The following is a 21,333-nucleotide window of genomic DNA, read 5'->3' on the forward strand; positions in this document are numbered from 1 at the left end:
TATGGTCACCGATGGTGCCGGACAATGCGTGGAAGGGCTACAGATGTCAACAGTGACCGAAGTACTCGACTCATCGGCTGACCGCGTTTGGGGCGTGATCGCCGACGGATGGCTCTACTCTGGCTGGGTGGTGGGCGCCTCGCGGATCCGTGCCGTGGACGATCAGTGGCCGCAGGTAGGTGCCCGGCTCCACCACTCCGTGGGGGCCTGGCCGTTCCTCATCGACGACAGCACCAGTGTCACCGGCATGGAGCCCAAGCGGGAACTCAAGCTCCTGGCGAGGGGCTGGCCCATGGGTGAGGCGGAAGTGCTCATCACTCTGGAGCCCCTCGGCAGCGCCCAGTGCCGGGTCTCCATTTCCGAAGACGCCGTCCGTGGCCCCGGAAAGTTCGTGCCCAAGGCATTACGGGATCCCATGATCGGCGTTCGGAACCGTGAAACCCTCAAGCGCCTGGGACTGATGGCCGTTGGTGGGGCTGGAGGAAACGGCTAGAGAACGGGCATCACCCACTCAAAGGCTGGAGCCTTGGAGTGGGCGCCCTGTGCTGCCTTGGAGCGGTTGGGTTCGCCCAGCTCCTCCAGCAACTTACCGGACAGGTGCACCAGTTCGCCGAAGACTTCCGGGTTCAACCAGCCAGGCCGGGTGGCGAACAGGATGTCCTCGCTGGAGGTGTTGCCGCTGGCGCCCGGAGCAAACGGGCAGCCTCCCAAACCGCCGAGGGCACCGTCCACCATCGCGGCGCCGGCTTGGATCGCTGCCAGCGTGTTAGCCACGCCCAGTCCCCAGGTGTCGTGGCCGTGGTAGACGATCCGACGGGCAGGAGACTCGTTGCGGACCCGGGTGATCAGCTGGGAGACCTGGGCCGGAACTGCTTGGCCCAAAGTGTCGCAGATGACGATGTCCGTGGTGCCCACCGCCCGCGGATCGTTGGCGATCGACAGGACGCGTTCCTCCGGAATATAGCCTTCGAACGGACACGTGAAAGACGTCGCGATGCACAACTGAATTTTTCCACCCACCGATTGCGCCAGTTCAACGGCTTCCGGCAAGGCATCCAGGCTTTGGTCCGTGGTCCGGCCGATGTTGGCCTTGTTATGGGAATCCGAGGCCGACAGGCAGTACTGGAAATTCCGTGCTCCCGCGGCCGAGGCCTCTGCGACATGGCCCGGCGTGGCCACCCAGATCCAGCATCTTTCCAGTTCGTCCGCAGTCAGTGCCTGGACCACTTCAAGCGTGTTGGCCATGGTGGGTACCAGGTCGGCCCGGGCCATTGAACCCAGCTCGATCGCTGGTACGCCCAGGCGCAGCAGCTCGCGGACTGTTTCGATCTTCCGTTCCGTCGGCAGGATTTTGCCGGTGAGTTGGAGTCCGTCGCGCAGCGTCACATCCCTCAGGATCGCGTTACCGAGGGTGCTGGAGAGCGGATTGTCGATGCCGTTCATGGCAGGTGTACCTCCTCGGTTCCTGAAGCCGCACTGATCTGGGCCGCGTCCATGTTCAGGAGGCCGCCGAGGATCTCCTGCGTGTTTTCGCCAAGATCCGGGCCGAGGTTCCGGATGGGCAGGGACTGCTCACCGATCACGGGAACGATGCCCGGGAAACCCACATCCGGGAGGACTTCCTCGCCCGTAGAGACATCGAACTTTTGGATCATGTTTCGGGCCGCGTACTGGCCGTCCGTGCTGATGTCCGCCGCCGTATAGATAGGTCCGGCCGGGACTCCGGCGGCTTCAAGGGCGGCGAGGGCCTCCGGAGCGCCCAAGGTCGAGGCCCACTCACCGATGGCCTGGTCCAACTCTTCACGTTTTGCCCAGCGGCCGGCATTGGACTGCAGCCCGGGATCCCCGGCAAGGTCGGGCCGCCCAATGGTGTGCATGTACCGCTGGAAAATCGAGTCGCCATTTCCCGCCACCACGATGCTCGCCCCGTCCCCGCACACATAGGCATTCGAAGGTGCAATACCCTCCATGCGGCCACCGACGCGCTGCCGGTCCACGCCATAGGCCTGGTAGTCCGGGATCAGTGACTCCATCATGGAGAACATTGCCTCGTTCAACGCGACGTCGATGATGCGTTCGGCGAGCGGAACCGCACCAGCCGCGTCCCGCCGTCGTGCTTCACGCTGGTACAGGCTCATCACGGAGCCGAAGGCGGCATAAAGGCCGGCGATCGAGTCACCAATGGAGACACCCACCCGCACCGGTGCCCGATCCGGGTCGCCCACCAGATTGCGGAACCCGCCGTATGCTTCGGCGACGGCCGCAAAACCGGGCCGCCCGGACAGCGGCCCCGTCTGCCCGAAGGCAGAGATACGCGTGACGATGAGGTTCGGGTTGGCCTCGTTGAGGACCTCCGGCCCGAGGCCCCACTTTTCCAAGGTGCCGGGCCGAAAGTTTTCCAGCAGTATGTCGGAGTGGGCGACGAGCTCCAGCACGGCCTGCTTTCCCGCCTCAGTGCGCAGGTCCAGGACCACGGACTTCTTGTTGCGGTTCAACGTGCGGTACAGCATGGACGTCGTCCCCTTGTGCAGGCGCCAGTTGCGGAGCTCATCTCCGGTCCCGGGGCGCTCCACCTTGATGACTTCCGCACCGAAGTCGGCCAGCAGCCTGCCGGCGGTGGGGGCGGCAATGTAATTTCCGAGCTCAAGGACCCGGATGCCGTCCAACGGGGCGATTGCTTCCTGTGTCATGCCTCCCAGACTATGATCTTGGACTCGTACTGCAAGATTTCACCGCAACTAGGCTGGAAACATGACTGTCGTGATCCGCACCGCCGTCGAAGCCGATGTGCCCGGGATTGTTGAGGTCGATCTGGCCGCCGGTCGCGTTGACGGTGCGAGCAAAGGGAACTTCTCCTCCAGCATCTCGGCCGCGATTGCAGACCCTGCCCGCTTGGTTCTGGTGGCAGCGATGGCCCAGTGCACTCCGAGGGAAGGTGCGCCGGCCGTGGTGGGCTGGGCCAAGACACACCATTGGGATTCTGATGAGGGAGCTGCGCCCGCGGGCCACTACCTCGCCGGGATTACGGTGCTGCCCGACTTCAGGCGAAGAGGGGTTGCGGGGAAGCTCACCGAGGCCCGGCTTGCATGGATCTGGCAACGTGCCGATAGGGCCTGGTACGTGGTCAATGCCCGCAACCAGGCGTCACTGGCATTGCACCGGACATCGGGCTTCCTGGAGGTGGCCCGCGGGCCGCGATTCCATACGGTGACCTTCGACGGCGGCGAAGGAGTCCTGCTCGGAGCGGCACGGCCGCTGGCCTGACGTGGACGCGCGCCGGTTCCCCCACGCGGGCCGGTCTTTGCCCTTAGCATGGTCCACAGGTGCACCGACCGGGGGAGTGTGTGATGGGACCGTTGGAATCGATCCAGGCCAGCGCGGAGAAGCATGTAGCAACAGGAACGGGTGCCGGTCCGCGCGCACCCCGAAAGCGCTCTTTGCGCCTCAGGAAACTGGACCTGGCGATCCTCGTCGTCTTGGTTGTGCTTCTGGCGCTTTCGGCAACGCCCTGGCCGTCGGCGATGTTGATTCGAAGCGTCTTTGAACGCGGTGCGCAGTCCACCATCGACGAGATGACCCCGTACGTTCCCGATACTCCGCTGCAGGCCCAGACAGGTATCGTCTACAAACCCGGATCCACCTTCGATGCCTTTAGTCCTGCCGGGACTGCCGCAGCGCTTCCCACCATCGTGTGGATCCACGGAGGTGCCTGGATCTCCGGCGCGCAGAGGGACGTTGAGCCCTACCTTCGGATTCTGGCAGCAGAGGGCTACACCACCATCGGCCTGAGTTACCCGATCGCGCCTGAGGCGACGTATCCCACAGCCGTTCGCGACATCAACGACGCGCTCGCTTACATCAAGGCGCACGCGGCGGAGCTGAACGTGGACGCGGGCCGCATCGTTCTGGCGGGGGACTCTGCCGGCGCACAGTTGGCCAGCCAAATGACAACGCTCACCGTGAATCCCGAGTACGCCAACCTTCTGGGAATTCAGCCAGCCCTGCAGAAATCAGACCTGGCCGCGACCATCCTGCACTGTGGTGTGTACGATCTCCGGGCCATGGCGGATCTCAACGGCATTGTCGCCTGGGGCTTTAAGACCTCCCTGTGGGCTTACACCGGAACCAAGGACTGGTCCGCAACGTACGCAGGCGCCACCATGTCCACGATCGACTTCGTCCAGAACGACTTTCCACCGACATTCATCAGTGGCGGAAACGGTGACGGCCTGACATGGCTTCAGTCGGTTCCGTACAGCAACCGTTTGAAAGAGGCCGGCGTTCCCGTCACGGAGCTGTTCTGGCCTGCTGACCATCAGCCAGAACTTCCCCATGAGTACCAGTTCCATCTGAACTTTGCCGAGGCTCGGGAGGCCCGGGACAAGCTGCTCGATTTCCTGTCCACGAACGCCGCCAGGAAGCAGTAGGTCCGGCTGCTGGCCGCCATGTCGAAATTATCTCCATGATGGAACTATTGTTGAGATATGGTTCTCCGTTCGGCTCACTCAGAAGTCACCACTCGCCGCCCTGCCCTCTACTGGGCCTCCTGGCTTTGCGCGGCAGCCCTGATATCGGTGCCCGCCGCAATGCTGATCGGGAACCCGGCTGTCCTGCGTGGCCACCCGCTGCTGCCAGCGATATTGGTGACTGCCGCCGTCGTCGGACTCTTTTGGTCGGCCCTGCTCTGGCGAGGGCGCAATGTGCGCCTGCGCCGCTCCACTCTTCGTGCTGTCGGGGCGTGGTTGGGGAGGGGTGCCGTCCTGGTGTTGGTGGCAATCCTGGCCTGGCTCAACCCCTTCGCCTGTCAGGCGGCCCCCGCGGGTCCCACATCGGAGCTTTCCGTGGTGGAAACCCCGACGGCGATCACGTTGTCGCCGGATGGCGGGCAAGCCACGAAGGGCCTGGTCTTCTATCCGGGAGCCAAGGTGGAGGCCCGGGCCTACGCGGACATCCTCAGGCCCGCTGTCGAGTCCGGATTCCTGGTGGTCATCCTGAAGACTCCCCTGAATCTCAGCCTGCTTGACGGCAACCAGGCCAGGAGCGCCATGTCGGACCATCCAGGCATCAGCTCGTGGGCCGTTGGGGGACATTCCCTGGGCGGCGTCAGCGCGAGTTCCTTCGCATTGAACAACAAGGACGTGGCCGGTTTGCTGCTCTTCGCTTCCTATCCCCTTGACTCCATGCAGGACCGTGCGGGCCTGAAGGTGCTTTCCATTTCCGGTACTGAGGACGGACTGAGTACGCCAGGCAAGATCGACGCATCCCGTCAATTGCTTCCCTCCGACGCCGCATTCCTGGCGGTGCAGGGTGCCAACCATGCCTACTTCGGGGACTACGGTCCGCAGCCTGGCGATGGTGAGCCGACGGTGGCCCGGGACGTAGCCCAAAGGCAGATATCGTCCGCCACCGCGGCGTTCCTGGCAGGGCTCGGGGCGAAGTAGCGCAACCGCGGGAATACATCGAGAGGCGGCCCTGTTCATTGATGTAGATGCAAATGCATGTAAACTGAATGAACGAGCAATAGGAGAATGCCATGGAAACCCGCCGCATCACCGTACTTTCCGCCGGTCTGGGCGTGCCGTCGTCGAGCCGCTTGCTGGCTGACCAGCTGGCAGCGTCCACCGGTCGGCAGCTACGCGCGGCAGGCTACGAGGCAAAGATCGACGTCGTTGAACTGCGCGACCTCGCCGTGGACATCGCCAACAACTTCGTAACCGGTTACGCCGCCCCGCGCCTCGCGGAGGTAATCGCCGGCGTCGAGGATTCCGACGCCATCATCGCCGTCAGCCCCGTCTTCAGCGCCTCCTACAGCGGACTGTTCAAGTCGTTCATCGACGTTCTTGATCCCAAGTCCTTGGACGGCAAGGCCGTGTTGCTCGGCGCCACCGGCGGCACCGACCGCCACCAGATGGTCCTCGACTACGCCATGCGCCCACTCTTCAGCTACCTGCGGACCAGGATCGCTTCGACCGGCGTGTTCGCCGGGCCCCAGGACTGGGGAAACACCGACGACGGCGGCTCGCCCCTTTCGTCGCGCGTGGACCGGGCAGCGGGCGAGCTGGTGCAGTTGCTCAGCGGAAACCAGCCGCACCGCAAGAGCGAAGCGCTGGAATCACTGCCGTTCGAACAGCTGCTGGCCGGGATCTCAGCGGGCAGGTAACCCGAACAAGCGGCCGGGCGTGGCCAGGCCCGAACTATTCCGTTCCGCCGAACGTTGGGGCAAACATGAAATGTCCTGTGGATTCCATTGACCTGGTGATGAGCGAACGAGGCGGCGTCGAGATCGACTACTGCCCCCAATGCAGGGGAGTGTGGCTGGATCGTGGGGAGCTGGACAAGATCATCGATCGCGTGGCTGCGGACTCAGGCCCCGCCCCGCGATCGGCCACTGCTCCGGCCCAACCTCCGATAGCCCCGCCGCCCCTCTATAACCCCTTCGAGTCCCGTCCGCAGCAGCCACGGTACGACGACCGGGACAGGCGTGACGGCCGTGGAGACTATGACCGGCCCGACTACGACCGTAGGGGCGACTACGATCGCCGCGACCAATACGGCCGCAAGCGCAAGAAGAAGGAAGGCTTCCTGGGCGACCTCTTCGACTTCTGATTCCTGCTAGTCGTCCAGGAGCTCGATGAACTCGCGGGCCTGCTTGATGGTGATGTCGGAGTGGCGCGTGAGGGCCAGTGCCGCGCCTTCGACGTCACCGCTCTTAGCCAGGGTCCTGATGCGGCCGTAGATCTCGTCGTTGAGCATGTTGCTGCTCACTTCCCGGGTGACTTCTCCCTTGCTGACGATTGCACGGTACCTGTACGGGAAGCGCTCGGGCTCATCGTCATCATCCGCCAGCGGGTCCTTGGCCGGACCTTCGGGGGTGAACGGTTGCGGGTGGGCGGCCAGGGCACCCACGGCATCCCGCGAGGCACGCAGTCCGTCGCCTGTTGCCTGCAGGTAGAGCTTGATTGCCGCCATGCCTTGTCCCCGGGCGATGAGTGAGTAAATCTGGCGGTGCTGCTCCTGGTTCAGCTTCGCTGCAGACTCCTTGGCCAATTCGACCGGGTCCTTTGAAGCGCTCGCCGTGGCGACACCCGACTTGGTTTCGGCGGTGCGCTTGGTGAACGACCGGATAAGCAGGAGTACGCCCGCTACGACCGCGATCAGGATCAGGAGCGGAATGAGGATGGAGTCCATAGCGGTGTCAGAGCCGATCTACGTAGTTCTTGGCAGTGAGCAAATCTGAGTGGGTGGCTTGGCGTAGGACTTTGATGGCTTCGATCTTCTTGCCGCTGCGGACGAGGTTTTGCAGCTCAAAAGCCAGCTGTGGGTTGAGCTCTCCATTGGGAAGGACCGCTGGCTGCTGATTAGGACGGCCAGTCGTGTGGGATGGTCCGTTTTGGGCTTGAATGGACGCCTTGTGATGCTGTGCCTGCTCATTTTGGCTGGCCGCGTTCTGGCTGGGCTTGGTGGAGGCCTCGATGCGGGCCCGCAGGGCCAACGCAGCCTGCACTTGGGAGGCTTGGTGGGCAGCGGAGCGGGCGGCCAATTCGCGCTGATACCTCTCGGCGTCAGAAAGCCCGGTATCGCGGGGTTTGAAGGCCGCAGTCAAGGCCCAGAGCAGGCCCACCAGGATTAGTAGTGGAAGGACAATCGTCAGCACGTCACCAAAGTTCATCCCCATGCCTAGAGCTTATGCCAGAAGTTGGTTATCCACAGCACATTCCATTACGGGCATAAGCTTCTGAGAGGGCTCTGTCAAATTCAAGGCTGAGCTGTAAGATGCATCACATATTTGGCATGTTTAGGGCCCCTTCACTGCCTGACGGGCTCGACGCGGCCGATTGTCTGTGGATGATTTTGTGCAAAATCTTTCTTCAGTCCACAGCCTGTTTTGAACGTTTCCGCAGGTCAGAGCCTGGTTTCCGACGAAAGAATTTCTCTATCCACAGAGTAACCCACAGTCTGTGCACAACGTGGCGCTGCTATTCCACAGGTTATCCACAGGGGTGTTCCGGCACCTGCTGTAACGTGTCTGAAGTGTCCATTTTGGGCACATTTATCCCCTGTCGGCATTCCCAAGCCTCGTCCTCACCAACTATCGAGGACGCCCCTGCGGAACCGGCTGTGGATAACTTGTGGATACGGAACGCTATTTTGTCGGACGTCCCTGACATAGTCAGGTGCAACCGGCGGGATCCCTACCCGCATACAGCGCTTTACGGACCGCCGGGATTGCACACCAGCAGCGGTACACAAATGGAGGACGGCTTTGTCAGTTACGCACTTGGACTCAATCGAGGGCACTCGCGCTTCAGACTCGAGCCGGAAACCGCCGCAGGACATCCCGGCTGAACAGTCGGTCCTCGGCGGCATGATGCTGTCCAAGGACGCGATTGCCGACGTCGTCGAAATCGTCCGCGGGCACGACTTCTATCGTCCGGCGCACGAGACCATCTACGAATCCATCATCGACCTCTATGGACGTGGTGAACCTGCCGATGCCGTGACGGTATCCGATGAGCTGACCAAGCGCGGTGAGATCAACAGGATCGGCGGACCGGCCTATCTTCACGAGCTCATCCAGACGGTTCCCACGGCGGCCAACGCGGGCTACTACGCCGAGATCGTGGCAGAACGCGCTGTGCTCCGCCGCCTCGTCAACGCCGGCACCAAGATCGTCCAGATGGGCTATGGCCAGGACGGCGAAGTGGAAGACCTCGTAAACCAGGCCCAGGCCGAGGTGTACGCGGTTGCTGAAAAGCGCACCGCCGAGGACTACGTCGCGTTGAAGGACGTCATGGAGTCCACCGTGGACGAGATCGAGGCCTCCGGCCACCGCGGTGAAGGCATGACTGGCGTCCCCACGGGATTCTACGAACTGGACGAACTGACGCACGGCCTCCACCCCGGCCAGATGATCGTCATCGCAGCCCGTCCCGCCGTTGGTAAGTCGACGTTCGCTCTGGACTTCGCCCGCTCCGCTGCCATCAAGAACAACCTGGCCACAGTGATGTTCTCGCTCGAAATGGGCCGGAACGAAATCGCCATGCGCCTGCTGTCCGCAGAAGCCACCATCGGACTGCAGGACCTCCGTAAGGGCACCATCAAGGACGAGCAATGGTCCAAGATCGCCACCACCATGGGTCGCATGAACGACGCCCCGTTGTTCATTGATGACAGTCCAAACATGTCCCTCATGGAGATTCGGGCCAAGTGCCGGCGCCTCAAGCAGCAGCACGATCTCAAGCTCGTGATCCTCGACTACCTCCAGCTCATGAGCTCGGGTAAGAAGGTGGAGTCGCGCCAGCAGGAAGTTTCCGAGTTCTCGCGTGCGCTCAAGCTGTTGGCCAAGGAATTGCAGGTTCCCGTTATTGCGCTCTCGCAGCTGAACCGTGGTTCCGAGCAGCGTCAGGACAAACGCCCCATGGTGTCCGACCTCCGTGAATCGGGCTCCATCGAGCAGGACGCTGACATGGTCATCCTCTTGCACCGTGAAGACGTCTACGACAAAGAATCACCCAGGGCCGGTGAAGCGGACATCCTCATCGCCAAGCACCGTAACGGTCCTACCAAGGACATCGTTGTCGCTTTCCAGGGCCACTACTCACGCTTCGCCAACATGGCGGGCGACGCCGGTGGTGGCGGCGGCTTCTAGCCCTCATGGACGCCGACGCCCGTGACGAAGTACACCAACGAAGAGCTTGTCAGTGTCGCCGGGCAGATTAAGGAAGCTGATGGCAGCAGTCGCGCCGTAATTTCCGGCCAGGACGTTGTGGCCCAGTACGAACCGATTCGCGTGCTCAACAAGGCAACCATCGAACCCGCTGAATGCGCGGATCTCGGCACGCTTGGAATGTATCAGCCCGTGGACGGTGCCACATCCGCAGGCACTACCAGGGCCAAGACAGGTGAGTTCATCACAAGTGTGGCGCTGACGTCCGGCGTCGAACCCGCACAGCTGCAGGCGCGCCTGGACAAGAGCACGGCGCAAATCGAGGCGTGCAAGAAAATGACCCTTTCCGCGGAGGGGGACACCATGACAGCTTCCACGGAAAAGATCGATGGAGTCGGCACTGTGCCCGGAACGGTGGCGTCCAAGACCGTCATGACCATACCGGGTGGACGGACTGGGGCCATCTACAATGCTTACGCTCTCAAGAACGGCGTCCTGATTTCAGGCTCCGCATCCTCTAGCGAAGCTGCAACTGGCGGCCCGGAAGCACTCGGTGCACTGATGGGCCAGGCTGCAGCCCTGATCAAGTAGCCACACCCAAGGGCGGATGAGCCCTAGCGACGTTCCTGGCCCGCTGTCCCGTTGTTGGGCAACGACGTAGGAGCGGGGCAACGACGGGCTTAGGCGCCGGCGGCCTTCAAGAGGTGATCCGGCAGCCGGTTTCCCGGTGCGCGACCACGGATTTCCAGCAGTTCGCGGGCGTGGGCATGCAACTTCTTGTCCTCGTCGGTCACCGGTTCCCAGGCAGGGATGGGCACGGCCGTCCCGGTCTCGTCCCGGGCCACCATCACAGTGAGGCAGTACGTGGTCAGGTTCATTTCGCGGGTCTTGGGATCACCGGAACGGACGTGGACCGCTATGTGCATACCCTTGGCGCCGGTGTAGACCAGACGCGCCTCGACTTCGACGACGTCGCCGATCAGCAATGGGCGGTAGAAGCGCACACCGCCGGAGAAAACTGCCACGGTGTCCTTGCCGCAGTAGCGGGACGCGCAAACGTAGGCTGCTTCGTCAATCCACTTCATCACGATGCCGCCGTGGACCTTGCCGCCCCAGTTCACATCAGTGGGGGACGCCATGAACCGCAGTACGACGCGCTCGGCTGTCCCGGCGTCGGTATATTCCTGCGCGTTCATCGCATTGACGATCTGCTCACGGACTTCGATGCGCGCCAGCGCATGGTCCCGCTGCTCAATCTCCACAGGCGTGGACGGCTCAAACTGCGGAACCGGGATCGGCTTGCCGTCCGGACCAACGGCCACGAAGATCACCATGCACTGGCTGTGCATCGTCTCGGGCCCGCCTTTGGGATCCCGGGAACTGACCACGGTGTGGATGTGCATGGAGGAGCGGCCCGTGTAAACAATCGTGGAGGTTACTTCCACCATGTCTCCGCTGTTCACCGGATCGGTGAAGTGGATGTTGCCCACGTAGGCCGTGACGCAATAGGACTTGGCCCAGCCCACCGCCGCCGCATAGGCGGCCTTGTCCACCCACTCAAGGACGGTCCCGGCGTCGACAGACCCGCTGTGCCCGACGTCGGTGGGGGCCGCAAGGAAGCGGAGGGTCACGGAATTGCCGGCAGCGTCGCTCATGCTGGAAGTTTACTGTTGGCAGGTTTCTGTTACGTGACTAAGTCAGCGCCGGACGTCTCGGCGGACAGACGCTTCACAGCCCACGCTGGATGCCGAGGGTCGCAATGAGGTCCTCGTGCAATTCGAACCAGGCGCGGTGGAAGGAATCGCGATCGGTGGCGGTAATCCACGCGGGCTCCCTTGCTGCCTGTTGGAGTGCGTGTTGGAAGCGCCCCGAGTAGCCCTCGAAACGGGGCAGCACTTCAATTAGCCGGGTTTCGAGAGGGCACCACGCTGCCACGGCCTCCGCCAGGAGCTCCATGGCATCCGCGCTGCTCGATGCCTGAAGCTGCATGGCACCGCACGCGCTTACGACGCCCGTGTTGGATTCCGCGAAATCGTCGTGCACAGCCAGCACCAGGCTTCGCGCACCCGTCCGGTCCAGCTCATCAGCGAGAAGCTGTTCATTCTCGACCCGGCCGGCACCCGACAACGACCAACCACTGAACCCAGCGAAAGTGCTGCGCGAAACGAAACCGTTCACTCCGGCGTCGATAAGCTGGGCCTCCACCAGACCCGTGTCCTGGGCGAAGCGGGCCGCTACGGCCTGTGTGTCAGCGAACCCAAGGAGGCGAACGGCGTGCAGGGTCAGCAGCGTCATCAGGCGTCCATCAGGGTGACGGTTCCCCGCGCTCCGTCCACGGCTATCGCGCCACCGTCAGCGAGCAATGCCAGCGCGTCACGCACGCCCAGCACGGCAGGAATGCCAAACTCCCGGGCGACGATCGCGGCGTGCGACAACATACCGCCGGTCTCCGTGACCACCGCCGACGCCAGCCCGAAGAGCGGCGTCCACGCGGGGTCAGTGGTGCGGCAGACCAGGACGTCGCCTGCCTGGAAAAGGCCGAACTCGTCGGGTCCGTGAATGAGCCGGGCCCTTCCTTGGGCGGTGCCGGCGCTCGCAGCAGTTCCTGCCAGGACGGTCACCGTGCGCTCCTTGCAGTTGTGTGCGGGCGGTCTGCCAGCCGGTCCAGCCGCTGCTGCGCCGCCTGCGCGGAGCGGAGCCCGAGGCTGTCCGCGATGTGCGGCCACGTCAGGCCTTCCGCTCTGGCAAGGAACAACAGCGCGGATTCGACGGCGTCCATCTCGCCCCGCGCGGCGGACACCAACGCGAGGGCCGCGCGGAGGTCCAAGGCATCAGGCTCAGGAGCGGCGTCCGTGCGCCGGGAACGCCACAGTACGTGCTGAATGAGGTCCATGGCGGAGGGTGGCTGGTCTTCATGAAGCCATGGACGGGCAGGAAGATCCGAAGCGCCCCTGTCCAAGAGCAGCCGGGTTGCTTGCGCTTGAAGCTCAGCCGCCTGGGCGTCAGTGGGGTGGGTCATTGCTCCAGCTTTGAACATCAACAATCTGTTGTCAACATCATGTTGATGTGATCCTCTTCGAGGCGACATGTTTCCGCGGGCAAGTTGCGGTCTAAATGAGAATCAATATCATTTAAGCCATGCCACATCACTCAACCCCCATGACCCCTGTCCACTCCACCCGCCGGCGACGCGTGCACGCGCAGCCGATTGCCGCCGTCGGACTTTCCGCTCTGCTCCTGACGGCTTGCGCAGCCCCCGGCGGCTCCGCCGGTGACGCCGTAGAGGCATCGCCTTCAGCTGCCTCCGAAACGAGCCCCAAGGAGGCGGGTGCGCCAACGCCGCGTCTCGTCTACACTCACGACGCAGGCATCGGAGTCCTCGATGCCACCTCCCTCGAGCAGGTGGGAAGTGTGGAAATGTCCGGCTTCAACCGGCTCAATCCTGCCGGCGACGGCCGGCACGTTTTTGTCTCCACAGGCGACGCTTTCCGCCTGTTCGACGCAGGCGCCTGGACCGAGCCGCACGGCGATCACAGCCATCATTATGTGGCAGACCCCAAGCTGACCGAGCTGGCCTTTGAGGCGGATAAGGCCGGCCACGTCGTGTTGCACGCGGACAAGACCCTGCTCTTCAACGACGGCTCGGGCAAGGTGGAAAGCTTCGAAACATCGGCCCTGGCCGGCGCGGTGGAGGACGGGAAACTGCCGACGACGGACACCTACGTGACGCCGGAGGCGCACCATGGGGTGGCTGTTGAGCTGGAGGACGGCAAGCTGCTGGTGACCCTCGGCAACGAGGAAAGCCGCTCCGGAATCGCAGTGCTCTCGGCCGGCAAGGGGCAGGAGCGGACGGAAATCGTGCGCAACGAGGACTGCCCGGGTGTGCATGGCGAGGCCGTCGCCGCAGGTGAGGCCGTTGTGGTGGGGTGCGAAAACGGCATGCTGATTTACAAGGATGGCGCCATCGCCAAGGTGCCCAGCCCTGACGCCTACGGGCGGTTGGGCAACCAGGCCGGCTCGGAAAAATCCCCGGTGATCCTGGGCGATTACAAGGTGGACAAGGCCGCAAAACCTGAACGGCCCACCCGGATCTCGCTGGTCAACACCGAAACCGCCACCATGCAGCTCGTCGACATCGGCACCAGCTATTCCTTCCGCTCCCTGGGTCGCGGTCCTTCGGGTGAAGCGCTGGTGCTTGGCACTGATGGTGGGCTGCGGGTCATCGACCCGCTTTCCGGCGCCGTCACATCCTCCATCCCCGTCGTGGCCGCATGGGAAGAGTCGGCAACATGGCAGGACCCCCGTCCGACGCTCTTCGTTCAAGGCTCGACGGCGTTCGTCACCGAACCTGCCTCACAGTCACTTCACGCCGTGGACCTGAAGTCCGGCAAGGTGACCAAATCGGCGAAGCTCCCCCACGTCCCGAACGAGCTCACGGGGATCACGGGTTAGGACGCTCCTTCACGTCCCGCCCGTTACCCGCCGACGCTCTCTCACGTCCCGCCCGTTAACCGCCGACGCTCTCTCACATCCCGCCCGTTACCCGCCGACGCTCTCTCACGTCCCCGAAGGGAGTGAGGGAGCGTCCGGGGGAATGGGGTGTTTCGTGAGGGAGCGTCGGGGGGAATGGGGTGTTTCGTGAGAGAGCGTCCGGGGGGGCTTACGCGAGGACGCGGAGCTTCGATCCTTTCCGGCCGAAGAGTGCGGCGTCGGCTGAGATCCTGCCCGCGCCCGCGAGTGCGAGTGCCAACGCGGCGCCCGCGAAGAGCAGGACCAACTCGTACCCGCCATTGGCGACAAAGACGCCGGCCGGCGCGTGCACCAGGAACAGTGCGCCGAGCATGTCGACGGCCAGGAGGGCGGCGAAGACGCGTGTCAGGAAGCCGATGATCAGGGCGATGCCGCCCACGAGCTCGAGGGTTGCGACGACCGGGGCGACTGCAGACGCGCCCGGAACGCCCATTTCGGCGAATGATGCCTGGGTGCCGGCGATGGTGAATTCGTTGAACTTCTGCCAACCGTGCGCGGCGAAGAGAAATCCTGCAATAACGCGCAGGATGGTCAGGGCTGTGGTGGTTAAGCTGGACTTGTTCATATCTTCAACACTCACGGAAGTAAGTTGAAGTGTCAACTAATCGAGGCCCATTGTGACGAAGGCCGCGAACTACCGAACTTCGGGTCGCTCCAAATACCGGGTGTCGGGATCGCCGAATCCAAACTGCCGGTAGAGCCTATGGGCATCGCTGGTGTGCAGCATCCAGCGGAAGTTGGCCCCCGGCCCGGCGTCGATCATTTCCCGCACCATCGCTTTACCCGCCAGGCGTTCTCCAGTTGCGCCTCGACGTCCGCCCGCGTGCGCCACCTGGCCCAATACACGTTGGTGGAGAGCTCGGCCCAGAGCCAATCGCGATCCACGCGGTCCTTGTCAGTGGAAAGAACGTACGTCATCGTGCAGTCCCTTTGGCTTGTATCCGGCGCTTCCTGGGCGGCTTCTGCAGCCACGGCTGAAGCAAACGGGTAGTGATTGGCAGGAAGATATATGTCATCAGCGGGGTCAGGATGACGATGTTGAGCAGTACCGCAAGCACCAATGGCCAATGCTGGGTCACCGGATGCAGCAGGAAGTTCGCCAACAGGCTGAGCGGGAAGAACGGCAGGAAAATGCTGATGGCCTGCTTCCAGCGGGGTGGCGCCACGGTCTCGGGAAGCACCACAGAAACATCACCGGGCCGCGAAAACCAGCCCTCGATTCCCGTGTGCCGCTCCACCCGGGTGGTCTCCATCATGTCCCTGGCGCTGTCTATCCACCAGCGGCGCTCCTCGGAATCTTCCCAAGCCTGCAGCGCGCCGGCATCGGCGAAGCGGTACAGCATGTGCCACTCGTTCGAGCCCGCGCCGTTTCGCACCCACCCGGATCCGAGGTAGCCGGGCCATTCACGCGCAAGTTCCTGGCCTGCGTGCGCCCACGCATTTGCCTGCCGCGTGTAGCCGGGAAGGATAGTACGGGCCACGGAAACTGTGACGGGATGCTCGTTGGACACGGCCTCAAATGTACCCGCCCCGTGGCCCACTAGGCTGGTTTAGTGCCTGAGACCACAACCACCACACCCCGCTCCAACGCCCGCGAGATCCTGCGCCTGGCGGTTCCGGCCTTCGGCGCACTGATCGCCGAGCCCCTGTTCCTCCTGGCCGACTCCGCGATCGTGGGCCACTTGGGGGTGGACCAACTAGCCGGCGTTGGGCTCGCCTCCACCATTTTGCACACCGCGGTGGGGCTCATGGTCTTCCTGGCGTACTCGACGACGCCGGCAGTCGCCCGCGCGATCGGCGACGGCAAGCTGGGGAAGGCTTTGGCAGCAGGGCGCGACGGCGTTTGGTTGGCCCTGCTGCTCGGCTTGGCGCTCGCGGCGATCGGCTTTGTTGCCGCCGAGCCGCTGGTGGGTTTCATGGGCGCGACCGGGGATGTGCGCGCATTCGCCGTCGACTACCTGCGGTGGTCCATGCCCGGCCTGGCCGCCATGCTCTTGATCTTTGCCGGGACAGGCGTGCTCCGTGGACTCCAGGACACCCGCACGCCGCTCCTCGTAGCAACGGCGGGGTTTGCGCTGAACATCGCCCTCAACTGGTTCCTTGTCTATGGGTTGAACTTGTCCGTTGCGGGTTCGGCGATCGGCACCAGCATTGCCCAGTGGGCCATGGCCGCCGTCTACCTGGTGATGGTCAGCCGGAACGCGCGGCAACACGGCGTGTCCCTACGGCCCGACTGGCACGGCATCAGGGCCATGACAAGAGTCGGCTCCTGGCTCATGCTTCGAACGCTCAGCCTGCGCCTCGCCATCCTCGCTACCGTCCTGGTGGTCACCGCGCAAGGTGCCGTCAACCTGGCAGCGCACCAGTTGGCCATGACAATTTTTTCCTTCCTCGCCTTCGCCCTCGACGCACTGGCAATTGCCGCCCAGGCCCTGGTCGGCAAGGAACTCGGTGCCAGGAACGCTGGCCGCGTCCGGGAACTGACGCGCACCATGGTCCGCTGGGGCCTCGGATTCGGCGTGATCACGGGGGTCTTGCTGGCGCTCGCGGCACCCTGGGCGGGCTACCTTTTCACCGCCGATTCCGGCGTCCGATCCGCTTTGACCGTTGCGCTGTGGGTGCTGGCACTCGGGCAGCCACTGGCAGGGTATGTCTTCGTCCTCGACGGAGTCCTCATTGGCGCCGGTGACGCGCGCTATCTGGCGATTGCCGGCGTCGTTAACCTGGCCGTTTACTTGCCGCTGCTGTACGCCATCCACCAAATAAAGCCCGACGGCGAGGCGGGGCTGCTGTGGCTGTGGGCCGCCTTTGCGCTGGGCTACATGCTGGCCCGTGGCGTGACGTTGGGATTGCGGGCAAGGACAGATCGCTGGATGGTGCTGGGTTCGCACTAAACTGGACGGGTGACTCTCCCAACAACTCCCGCCAAGACTTCTTCTGCCGCTGCGGCGGGGCTCTGGAAACCCGTGCTGATCCGTGCCACGGTTGCGCTGATCTTCGGGGCCGTCACTATCTTCTGGGCTTCGCCTTCGGTGCAGGTCCTTGCCTGGGCCGTGGGGTTGTACCTGCTGGGAACAGCCGCGGCCCTGTGGCTGTCGCGGGCCCTGCCGATTGCTGTTCCGGTGGTTGTCGCCGCCGGCGGTGCGGGCGCTTTGGCCACCCAGTCGGATGCGGGTGTGGCTTTATCGGCAATGCTGGCGTTGCTGGTGCTGGGCCTGCTTGAGTTGGTCCGCGGCCTCCGCAAGCGGGACGCGGTAGCCCGCGACTGGCTTTTCTCCGGAATCATTTCCGTTGGCACCGCTGTACTGCTGCCGTTTTTTACCGCGCTGGGGGCCCATGCGCTGCTTGGTGTGGCCGGCGGCGGCGCCATCCTTTCGGGAGTGCTCTGGATGCTCTCCGGGTTGACCCTGAAGCACGACGCCCGGACGGGCGCCGCTGGGTCGGCAACGGCCTCTGCGCCGGGAGCTTCGCCCGAGGCCGTAAACTAGTAGCTGGACGTTCTACTCGCTGTAGAACTTTTGCAGACCGGCGGAACACCAACCGCCATCATTGGAGGAATGACCGTGGCAGACCAGACACCAGGAGAACCGCGCAAGATGCGGACCTCGGTCAAGGGACCCCTCATGTTCTCCGCGTTCTTTGCAGTACTGGCCTTCGTAGCCGTACTCATCTTCGCTTCGGGCGGCAGCGCACGGGCTCCGCGGTTCGACCTCGCCTTCACCGGCGCCGGTATCGCCTTCATCGTGAGCCTGGTTGTTGCGGCAATGCTCTCCATGAGCCACAAGGAGAACGCCGACTATCTCGGCAAGGGTTCGGGTGTGAACCTCAGTTCCAAGCGCGGCCACGGTGCTCCCGGTTCGCCTGGTTCACCTGATTCGCCCGACGAGACCGAAACGCCCGACGCCGGCCGGTAACCTTCAAGCGCTCCCCCACCGAGGTGGGGGAGCGTTTTTTGTTGCGCCCACGCTGCCCTTTGCCGGCCGGAACTGTGCGTGGCCTTCCGTTCTGATTCTGCAAGGCATTTCGCTGGAGGACCGCCGGGAGTAGGGTGAGCCGCACGGCAAGCGGCAGGACGACGTTTCTTGGGGGAACAGATGGCTTCATGGCGGGAATCCGTGGATCAGACGGCGCAGGATGATGTGGATTCCCTGCTTAGCGAGGCCTTACCTTTCGCCGTTCGCTGCCTCACCGCCTACGGGGAGCTGTATCCGTTCGCGGCGGCGATCAAGGACGACGGCGAGCACGTGTACCTTGCCACGGAAACAATGTTGGCCGATCAGCACCTACCGGCCAAGTCCGTCATCGCGGAATGCTACGAAGCGCTCGCCGCACAGCGGGAGGACCTAAGGGCCGCCGTCGTTGTTTCGGATGTCCGGCTTGCCGGGCTGGGTGGTGATGCCATGCACTTCGCCTTGGAACACTCAGCCGGCTTCGCGCTGGGCTTGGTTCAGCCTTATGTCCTGGTTCCAGGCAGAGACGTAAGCCTGGGACGTATGTCCTTGGTGGCAGGGGACCGGGTCACCTGGCCGGACAACGCGGCTTAGCTGTGCTGCCCGTGGAAACTTAGCCCAGCAGCGCGTCTGCGAGGTCGTCGGTGGGCGCGTCCGGGGTTTCCGGTTCCTCCGCTTCTTCTGACGGAGCCTTTCGCGGTTTGGTGACCACGACCATCAAGATGGCGCTGCCGATCAGGCCGAGAGCCCACCAGGGGAACCCGGGATCCAACGCTTGGCTGGGAACTGTTTGGGCAGAGTCACCCGTCGGGGCGTCGATGCGCTCACCCCGGACCAGTAGCCGGTGGCTGTTGATGCCTTTGGGGGTGCAGGTGACAAGCGTAATCAGGTCTTTGCCGGGGACTTTTCGGAGTGCCTCGGTATCTTCGGGCAGGACCGTGAGGATTTGATCGACTTTGTAGTAAATGGTTTGACCGAGGACCGTGACGGAGAAAGTGTCTCCTGTGACCACCTTGTCCAAATGGTCGAAGAGGGTGGCGTTGACGAAGCCGGAATGAGCGGTGATGACACTGTGCGTATCTGTGCCGCCCACCGGGAGGCCTGAGCCGAAGAGATGCCCGGCGCCCTTGGACAGGGTTTCTTCATCCGTGTCGTGGAAGATGGGCAGATCTGCGTGGATGGAAGGAATGCTGATGCGTCCCATCATCCCGCCCGGACCCACGTCGAGCAGCTTCTTGTACGCCTCCGAGCCGGCGCCAACGACTGTCTGTTCGCCTTGTTCGTTCAGCGAGTACGGGTCACGAAGCGGGCCTGAGGGCAGTTCTTCGTTGAACTGGCGTGCCTCATCCAGAAGGGCCTTTTGAGCGGAAGGCGACAGGCTTTCAACAGTGTTCACGTATCCGCTGATCTCGGTGGCGTGGACGCGATCGGAGAACCAGGCAGCCGCTGTGGGATATAGCAGGATCCCGATGCCAAGCATCGCGGCTACAACGATAAGGATGCGTTGCGTGCTCCACGTATCGCGCAGGGTCCACCGTGCTCGCGGAGTGGGGGTTTGAGGCTTTGTCATAAAGAATCCTGGGGAAGGTTGTGCTCTGGGAGAAGCAAAGTGGGGAAGAGCGCGTACCTGGCGTTCTTCCCCACTTCGGTGTTCATGCTGGGGACCAAAGGTCCTCAGTTACTAGCTGTTGTTGGTGCTCCGGCGTGAACGAACCAGCAAGAGAGCAGCGCCAACTACAAGGAGCGCACCAGCCGCGTACAGGACTCCGGTACCAACACCACCGGTCAGGGGCAGTTGGAAGCCGCCGTTGGACGGGATGTTCTTGACCTGCAGGTCGATGCCGACAGCGGTGGATGCCTGGTTGATCAGGAAGGAGATCGGCTCGGCGAGCAGTTCGTAGCCTGCCGGGGCAGTGGTTTCCACCAGGTAGTAAGTGCGGTAGTCCGCGGAACCGGGAGCAACAGCGGCGCCGTTGGCCCAATCCGAGTAGCGGAGACCGGTGAGCGTCAGGGTACCGTCAGCGGCAACGGTGAACGTGGTCTGGCCGCCGAGGGTGATCGGGTTGGTTCCGGCCTTGGCGTCAGCCTGGTTGGCGTACACCGAGAAGGAAGCACCGGACAGGGCTGCGCCGTTCTGGTCAACCTTCTGCAGAGTCATTGCGCCCCACTTGGTGACAACCGGGGGAGTGACGATGGGGCCGCCGGGCTGGCCCGGGGTTCCGGTGAAGCTACCCGCGTTGGGGTAAACCACGGCAACGTTTTCGATTTCACCGATGGTGTTGACCGTGGTGTTGACAACAACCTGAACGCTGGTGGTGTTGTGGGCTGCGAGGATCAAGCGGCCAGCCGGCGTAAAGACTACCGAGACGGTGTTGGTGGCGGCGTCGAAAGTAACGTTGTAATCGGTGCCGTTGGTAATGACGGTTCCGTCAACCAGCGTGGCGGTAGCGCCGACGTAGGTGAGCTTGGGATCAAGCTTATCCGTGACCTTGTAACCATCGATGACGGCCTCGTTGGGGATATCGCCCGTAATGGTGAAGTTGACTTGGTCGCCGTACTTAACCGCAGGAGCATCGGTGACGGTCTTCTGTGCACCGGTCACGGAGTTTTTCGGGTAGACGTTGACGTCGTAGATCCAGTTGTTCTTGTTGTTCGGGTCCGTCAGCGGCACGGAAACCAAGAACGGAGCCGACGGCGTTACGCCGGCGGGGTAGTTCGTTTCAGTGACAAGGTAGAGGCCCAGCGGCAACGTGCCGAATGCGGCGGTTCCGGCGGCGTCGGTGGTCTGTGCCTGAGCCGTTCCCAGGGTGTAACCGGCGCTGGTGATGGAGCCCGTGGGGTTTGAAGCGGAGAAGGAGCTGCTCAGGTTGTTTGCTTTGTCCCACCCAGCGTTGGTGGAGAGGTCGATGGTGTTGACCTGCTGGATGGTGAACTGGATTCCTGCCAAGGGCTTGAGGCCGGTGGTGTCCACAGCCGTGCCATTGTTGGGCAGGCCGGTGGGAGTGGCCGGGCGCTCAAACTTGTGAACGGTGATGGAGCCGGTCTTGGTGTTGTCTACCAGTGGTGCGGCCGTTGCGGGAGCCACGGAGAAGGACATTGCCAACACCGCCCCGGCAATGGTGGCGGCGGCGGTCTTCCAAAGACGCCGGGAGCTGTGATTACTCACTGTTTCCTCTTTCTTGTGAT

General features: G+C 63.3%; 26 protein-coding genes. 13 read left to right on the plus strand and 13 right to left on the minus strand.

Going from position 1 to position 21,333, the window contains the following annotated elements; genetic code table 11:
* The first annotated feature begins 43 nt into the window (after nt 1-43).
* On the plus strand, nt 44-493 hold the full coding sequence (locus tag AC5RU9_RS16480) for an SRPBCC family protein (RefSeq protein WP_211710189.1): 450 nt from the start codon (nt 44-46) through the stop codon (nt 491-493).
* Here the strand turns inward: AC5RU9_RS16480 and AC5RU9_RS16485 are convergent.
* Both AC5RU9_RS16485 and AC5RU9_RS16490 read right to left on the minus strand, forming a co-directional pair.
* Nucleotides 490-1,443 carry a hydroxymethylglutaryl-CoA lyase-like TIM-barrel protein gene (locus AC5RU9_RS16485; RefSeq protein ID WP_494017276.1) on the minus strand — a complete coding sequence of 318 codons (954 nt, stop codon included), beginning with the start codon at nt 1,441-1,443 and terminating at the stop codon, nt 490-492. The genes AC5RU9_RS16480 and AC5RU9_RS16485 overlap by 4 nt on opposite strands.
* Nucleotides 1,440-2,690 (minus strand): CaiB/BaiF CoA transferase family protein, encoded by a 1,251-nt coding sequence (locus AC5RU9_RS16490; RefSeq protein ID WP_494017277.1) that lies wholly within the window; start codon nt 2,688-2,690, stop codon nt 1,440-1,442. The genes AC5RU9_RS16485 and AC5RU9_RS16490 overlap by 4 nt, the downstream gene beginning before the upstream one ends.
* 61 nt (nt 2,691-2,751) lie before the next feature.
* On the opposite strand from AC5RU9_RS16490, the gene AC5RU9_RS16495 reads away from it, so the two are divergent.
* The 5 genes from AC5RU9_RS16495 to AC5RU9_RS16515 all read left to right on the plus strand — a co-directional run bounded on the left by AC5RU9_RS16495 (nt 2,752) and on the right by AC5RU9_RS16515 (nt 6,606).
* Nucleotides 2,752-3,264 carry a GNAT family N-acetyltransferase gene (locus AC5RU9_RS16495; RefSeq protein ID WP_494017278.1) on the plus strand — a complete coding sequence of 171 codons (513 nt, stop codon included), beginning with the start codon at nt 2,752-2,754 and terminating at the stop codon, nt 3,262-3,264.
* An 83-nt stretch (nt 3,265-3,347) separates the two neighbouring features.
* Complete coding sequence (locus tag AC5RU9_RS16500) at nt 3,348-4,427, plus strand: alpha/beta hydrolase (protein WP_211710176.1); 1,080 nt, start codon at nt 3,348-3,350, stop codon at nt 4,425-4,427.
* A 57-nt stretch (nt 4,428-4,484) separates the two neighbouring features.
* Nucleotides 4,485-5,441, plus strand: coding sequence for an alpha/beta hydrolase (locus tag AC5RU9_RS16505; protein ID WP_494017279.1), 957 nt, complete (start codon nt 4,485-4,487; stop codon nt 5,439-5,441).
* A 92-nt stretch (nt 5,442-5,533) separates the two neighbouring features.
* The gene (locus AC5RU9_RS16510) at nt 5,534-6,160 is read left to right on the plus strand and encodes an FMN reductase (protein WP_211710172.1); all 627 of its coding nucleotides are present in this window, start codon (nt 5,534-5,536) and stop codon (nt 6,158-6,160) included.
* Nucleotides 6,161-6,237: 77 nt separating this feature from the next.
* Nucleotides 6,238-6,606 carry a TFIIB-type zinc ribbon-containing protein gene (locus tag AC5RU9_RS16515; protein WP_494017280.1) on the plus strand — a complete coding sequence of 123 codons (369 nt, stop codon included), beginning with the start codon at nt 6,238-6,240 and terminating at the stop codon, nt 6,604-6,606.
* Nucleotides 6,607-6,612: 6 nt separating this feature from the next.
* Here the strand turns inward: AC5RU9_RS16515 and AC5RU9_RS16520 are convergent, their stop codons facing one another.
* Both AC5RU9_RS16520 and AC5RU9_RS16525 read right to left on the minus strand, forming a co-directional pair.
* Nucleotides 6,613-7,188 (minus strand): hypothetical protein, encoded by a 576-nt coding sequence (locus AC5RU9_RS16520; protein WP_211710168.1) that lies wholly within the window; start codon nt 7,186-7,188, stop codon nt 6,613-6,615.
* 7 nt (nt 7,189-7,195) lie between these two features.
* Complete coding sequence (locus AC5RU9_RS16525) at nt 7,196-7,669, minus strand: hypothetical protein (protein WP_494017537.1); 474 nt, start codon at nt 7,667-7,669, stop codon at nt 7,196-7,198.
* Between the two features lie 594 nt (nt 7,670-8,263).
* Here AC5RU9_RS16525 and dnaB point away from each other — a divergent pair.
* A complete protein-coding gene (gene dnaB, locus AC5RU9_RS16530; protein ID WP_235518206.1) occupies nt 8,264-9,649 on the plus strand; it encodes a replicative DNA helicase in 1,386 nt (461 codons plus the stop codon).
* Between the two features lie 21 nt (nt 9,650-9,670).
* The gene (locus AC5RU9_RS16535; RefSeq protein WP_494017281.1) at nt 9,671-10,258 is read left to right on the plus strand and encodes a hypothetical protein; all 588 of its coding nucleotides are present in this window, start codon (nt 9,671-9,673) and stop codon (nt 10,256-10,258) included.
* An 89-nt stretch (nt 10,259-10,347) separates the two neighbouring features.
* Here AC5RU9_RS16535 and AC5RU9_RS16540 read toward each other — a convergent pair whose 3' ends face one another.
* The 4 genes from AC5RU9_RS16540 to AC5RU9_RS16555 form a co-directional block, all read right to left on the minus strand.
* Nucleotides 10,348-11,322, minus strand: coding sequence for an acyl-CoA thioesterase (locus tag AC5RU9_RS16540; protein WP_494017282.1), 975 nt, complete (start codon nt 11,320-11,322; stop codon nt 10,348-10,350).
* Nucleotides 11,323-11,395: 73 nt separating this feature from the next.
* A complete protein-coding gene (locus AC5RU9_RS16545; RefSeq protein WP_494017283.1) occupies nt 11,396-11,962 on the minus strand; it encodes a hypothetical protein in 567 nt (188 codons plus the stop codon).
* Nucleotides 11,962-12,288, minus strand: coding sequence for a PEP-utilizing enzyme (locus AC5RU9_RS16550; protein WP_211710159.1), 327 nt, complete (start codon nt 12,286-12,288; stop codon nt 11,962-11,964). The genes AC5RU9_RS16545 and AC5RU9_RS16550 overlap by 1 nt, the downstream gene beginning before the upstream one ends.
* Entirely contained in the window at nt 12,285-12,686 is a 402-nt protein-coding gene (locus AC5RU9_RS16555; protein ID WP_494017284.1) for a hypothetical protein, read from the minus strand. The genes AC5RU9_RS16550 and AC5RU9_RS16555 overlap by 4 nt, the downstream gene beginning before the upstream one ends.
* A gap of 119 nt (nt 12,687-12,805) precedes the next feature.
* On the opposite strand from AC5RU9_RS16555, the gene aztD reads away from it, so the two are divergent.
* Nucleotides 12,806-14,119 carry a zinc metallochaperone AztD gene (gene aztD / locus AC5RU9_RS16560; protein WP_494017285.1) on the plus strand — a complete coding sequence of 438 codons (1,314 nt, stop codon included), beginning with the start codon at nt 12,806-12,808 and terminating at the stop codon, nt 14,117-14,119.
* Between the two features lie 208 nt (nt 14,120-14,327).
* Here aztD and AC5RU9_RS16565 read toward each other — a convergent pair whose 3' ends face one another.
* The 3 genes from AC5RU9_RS16565 to AC5RU9_RS16575 all read right to left on the minus strand — a co-directional run bounded on the left by AC5RU9_RS16565 (nt 14,328) and on the right by AC5RU9_RS16575 (nt 15,708).
* Nucleotides 14,328-14,762, minus strand: coding sequence for a DoxX family protein (locus AC5RU9_RS16565; RefSeq protein WP_494017538.1), 435 nt, complete (start codon nt 14,760-14,762; stop codon nt 14,328-14,330).
* A 194-nt stretch (nt 14,763-14,956) separates the two neighbouring features.
* A complete protein-coding gene (locus AC5RU9_RS16570) occupies nt 14,957-15,115 on the minus strand; it encodes a hypothetical protein (RefSeq protein WP_494017286.1) in 159 nt (52 codons plus the stop codon).
* On the minus strand, nt 15,112-15,708 hold the full coding sequence (locus AC5RU9_RS16575) for an antibiotic biosynthesis monooxygenase (protein WP_494017287.1): 597 nt from the start codon (nt 15,706-15,708) through the stop codon (nt 15,112-15,114). Before AC5RU9_RS16575 ends, AC5RU9_RS16570 begins: the two co-directional genes overlap by 4 nt.
* Nucleotides 15,709-15,750: 42 nt before the next feature.
* On the opposite strand from AC5RU9_RS16575, the gene AC5RU9_RS16580 reads away from it, so the two are divergent.
* From AC5RU9_RS16580 to AC5RU9_RS16595, 4 genes are all read left to right on the plus strand, one after another.
* Nucleotides 15,751-17,091, plus strand: coding sequence for an MATE family efflux transporter (locus AC5RU9_RS16580; protein WP_494017288.1), 1,341 nt, complete (start codon nt 15,751-15,753; stop codon nt 17,089-17,091).
* Nucleotides 17,092-17,100: 9 nt separating this feature from the next.
* Nucleotides 17,101-17,685, plus strand: a complete 585-nt coding sequence (locus AC5RU9_RS16585) for a hypothetical protein (RefSeq protein WP_494017289.1) — start codon at nt 17,101-17,103, stop codon at nt 17,683-17,685.
* Between the two features lie 69 nt (nt 17,686-17,754).
* Nucleotides 17,755-18,111, plus strand: a complete 357-nt coding sequence (locus AC5RU9_RS16590; protein ID WP_494017290.1) for a hypothetical protein — start codon at nt 17,755-17,757, stop codon at nt 18,109-18,111.
* Between the two features lie 180 nt (nt 18,112-18,291).
* Nucleotides 18,292-18,741 (plus strand): hypothetical protein, encoded by a 450-nt coding sequence (locus tag AC5RU9_RS16595; protein WP_494017291.1) that lies wholly within the window; start codon nt 18,292-18,294, stop codon nt 18,739-18,741.
* Nucleotides 18,742-18,760: 19 nt separating this feature from the next.
* Here AC5RU9_RS16595 and AC5RU9_RS16600 read toward each other — a convergent pair whose 3' ends face one another.
* Together AC5RU9_RS16600 and AC5RU9_RS16605 are read right to left on the minus strand one after the other, a co-directional pair.
* Nucleotides 18,761-19,717, minus strand: coding sequence for a class C sortase (locus tag AC5RU9_RS16600; protein WP_494017292.1), 957 nt, complete (start codon nt 19,715-19,717; stop codon nt 18,761-18,763).
* Between the two features lie 111 nt (nt 19,718-19,828).
* The gene (locus tag AC5RU9_RS16605) at nt 19,829-21,313 is read right to left on the minus strand and encodes a SpaH/EbpB family LPXTG-anchored major pilin (RefSeq protein ID WP_494017293.1); all 1,485 of its coding nucleotides are present in this window, start codon (nt 21,311-21,313) and stop codon (nt 19,829-19,831) included.
* Nucleotides 21,314-21,333 lie beyond the last annotated feature (20 nt).

Source organism: Arthrobacter sp. B0316-5-4 (assembly GCF_059090325.1).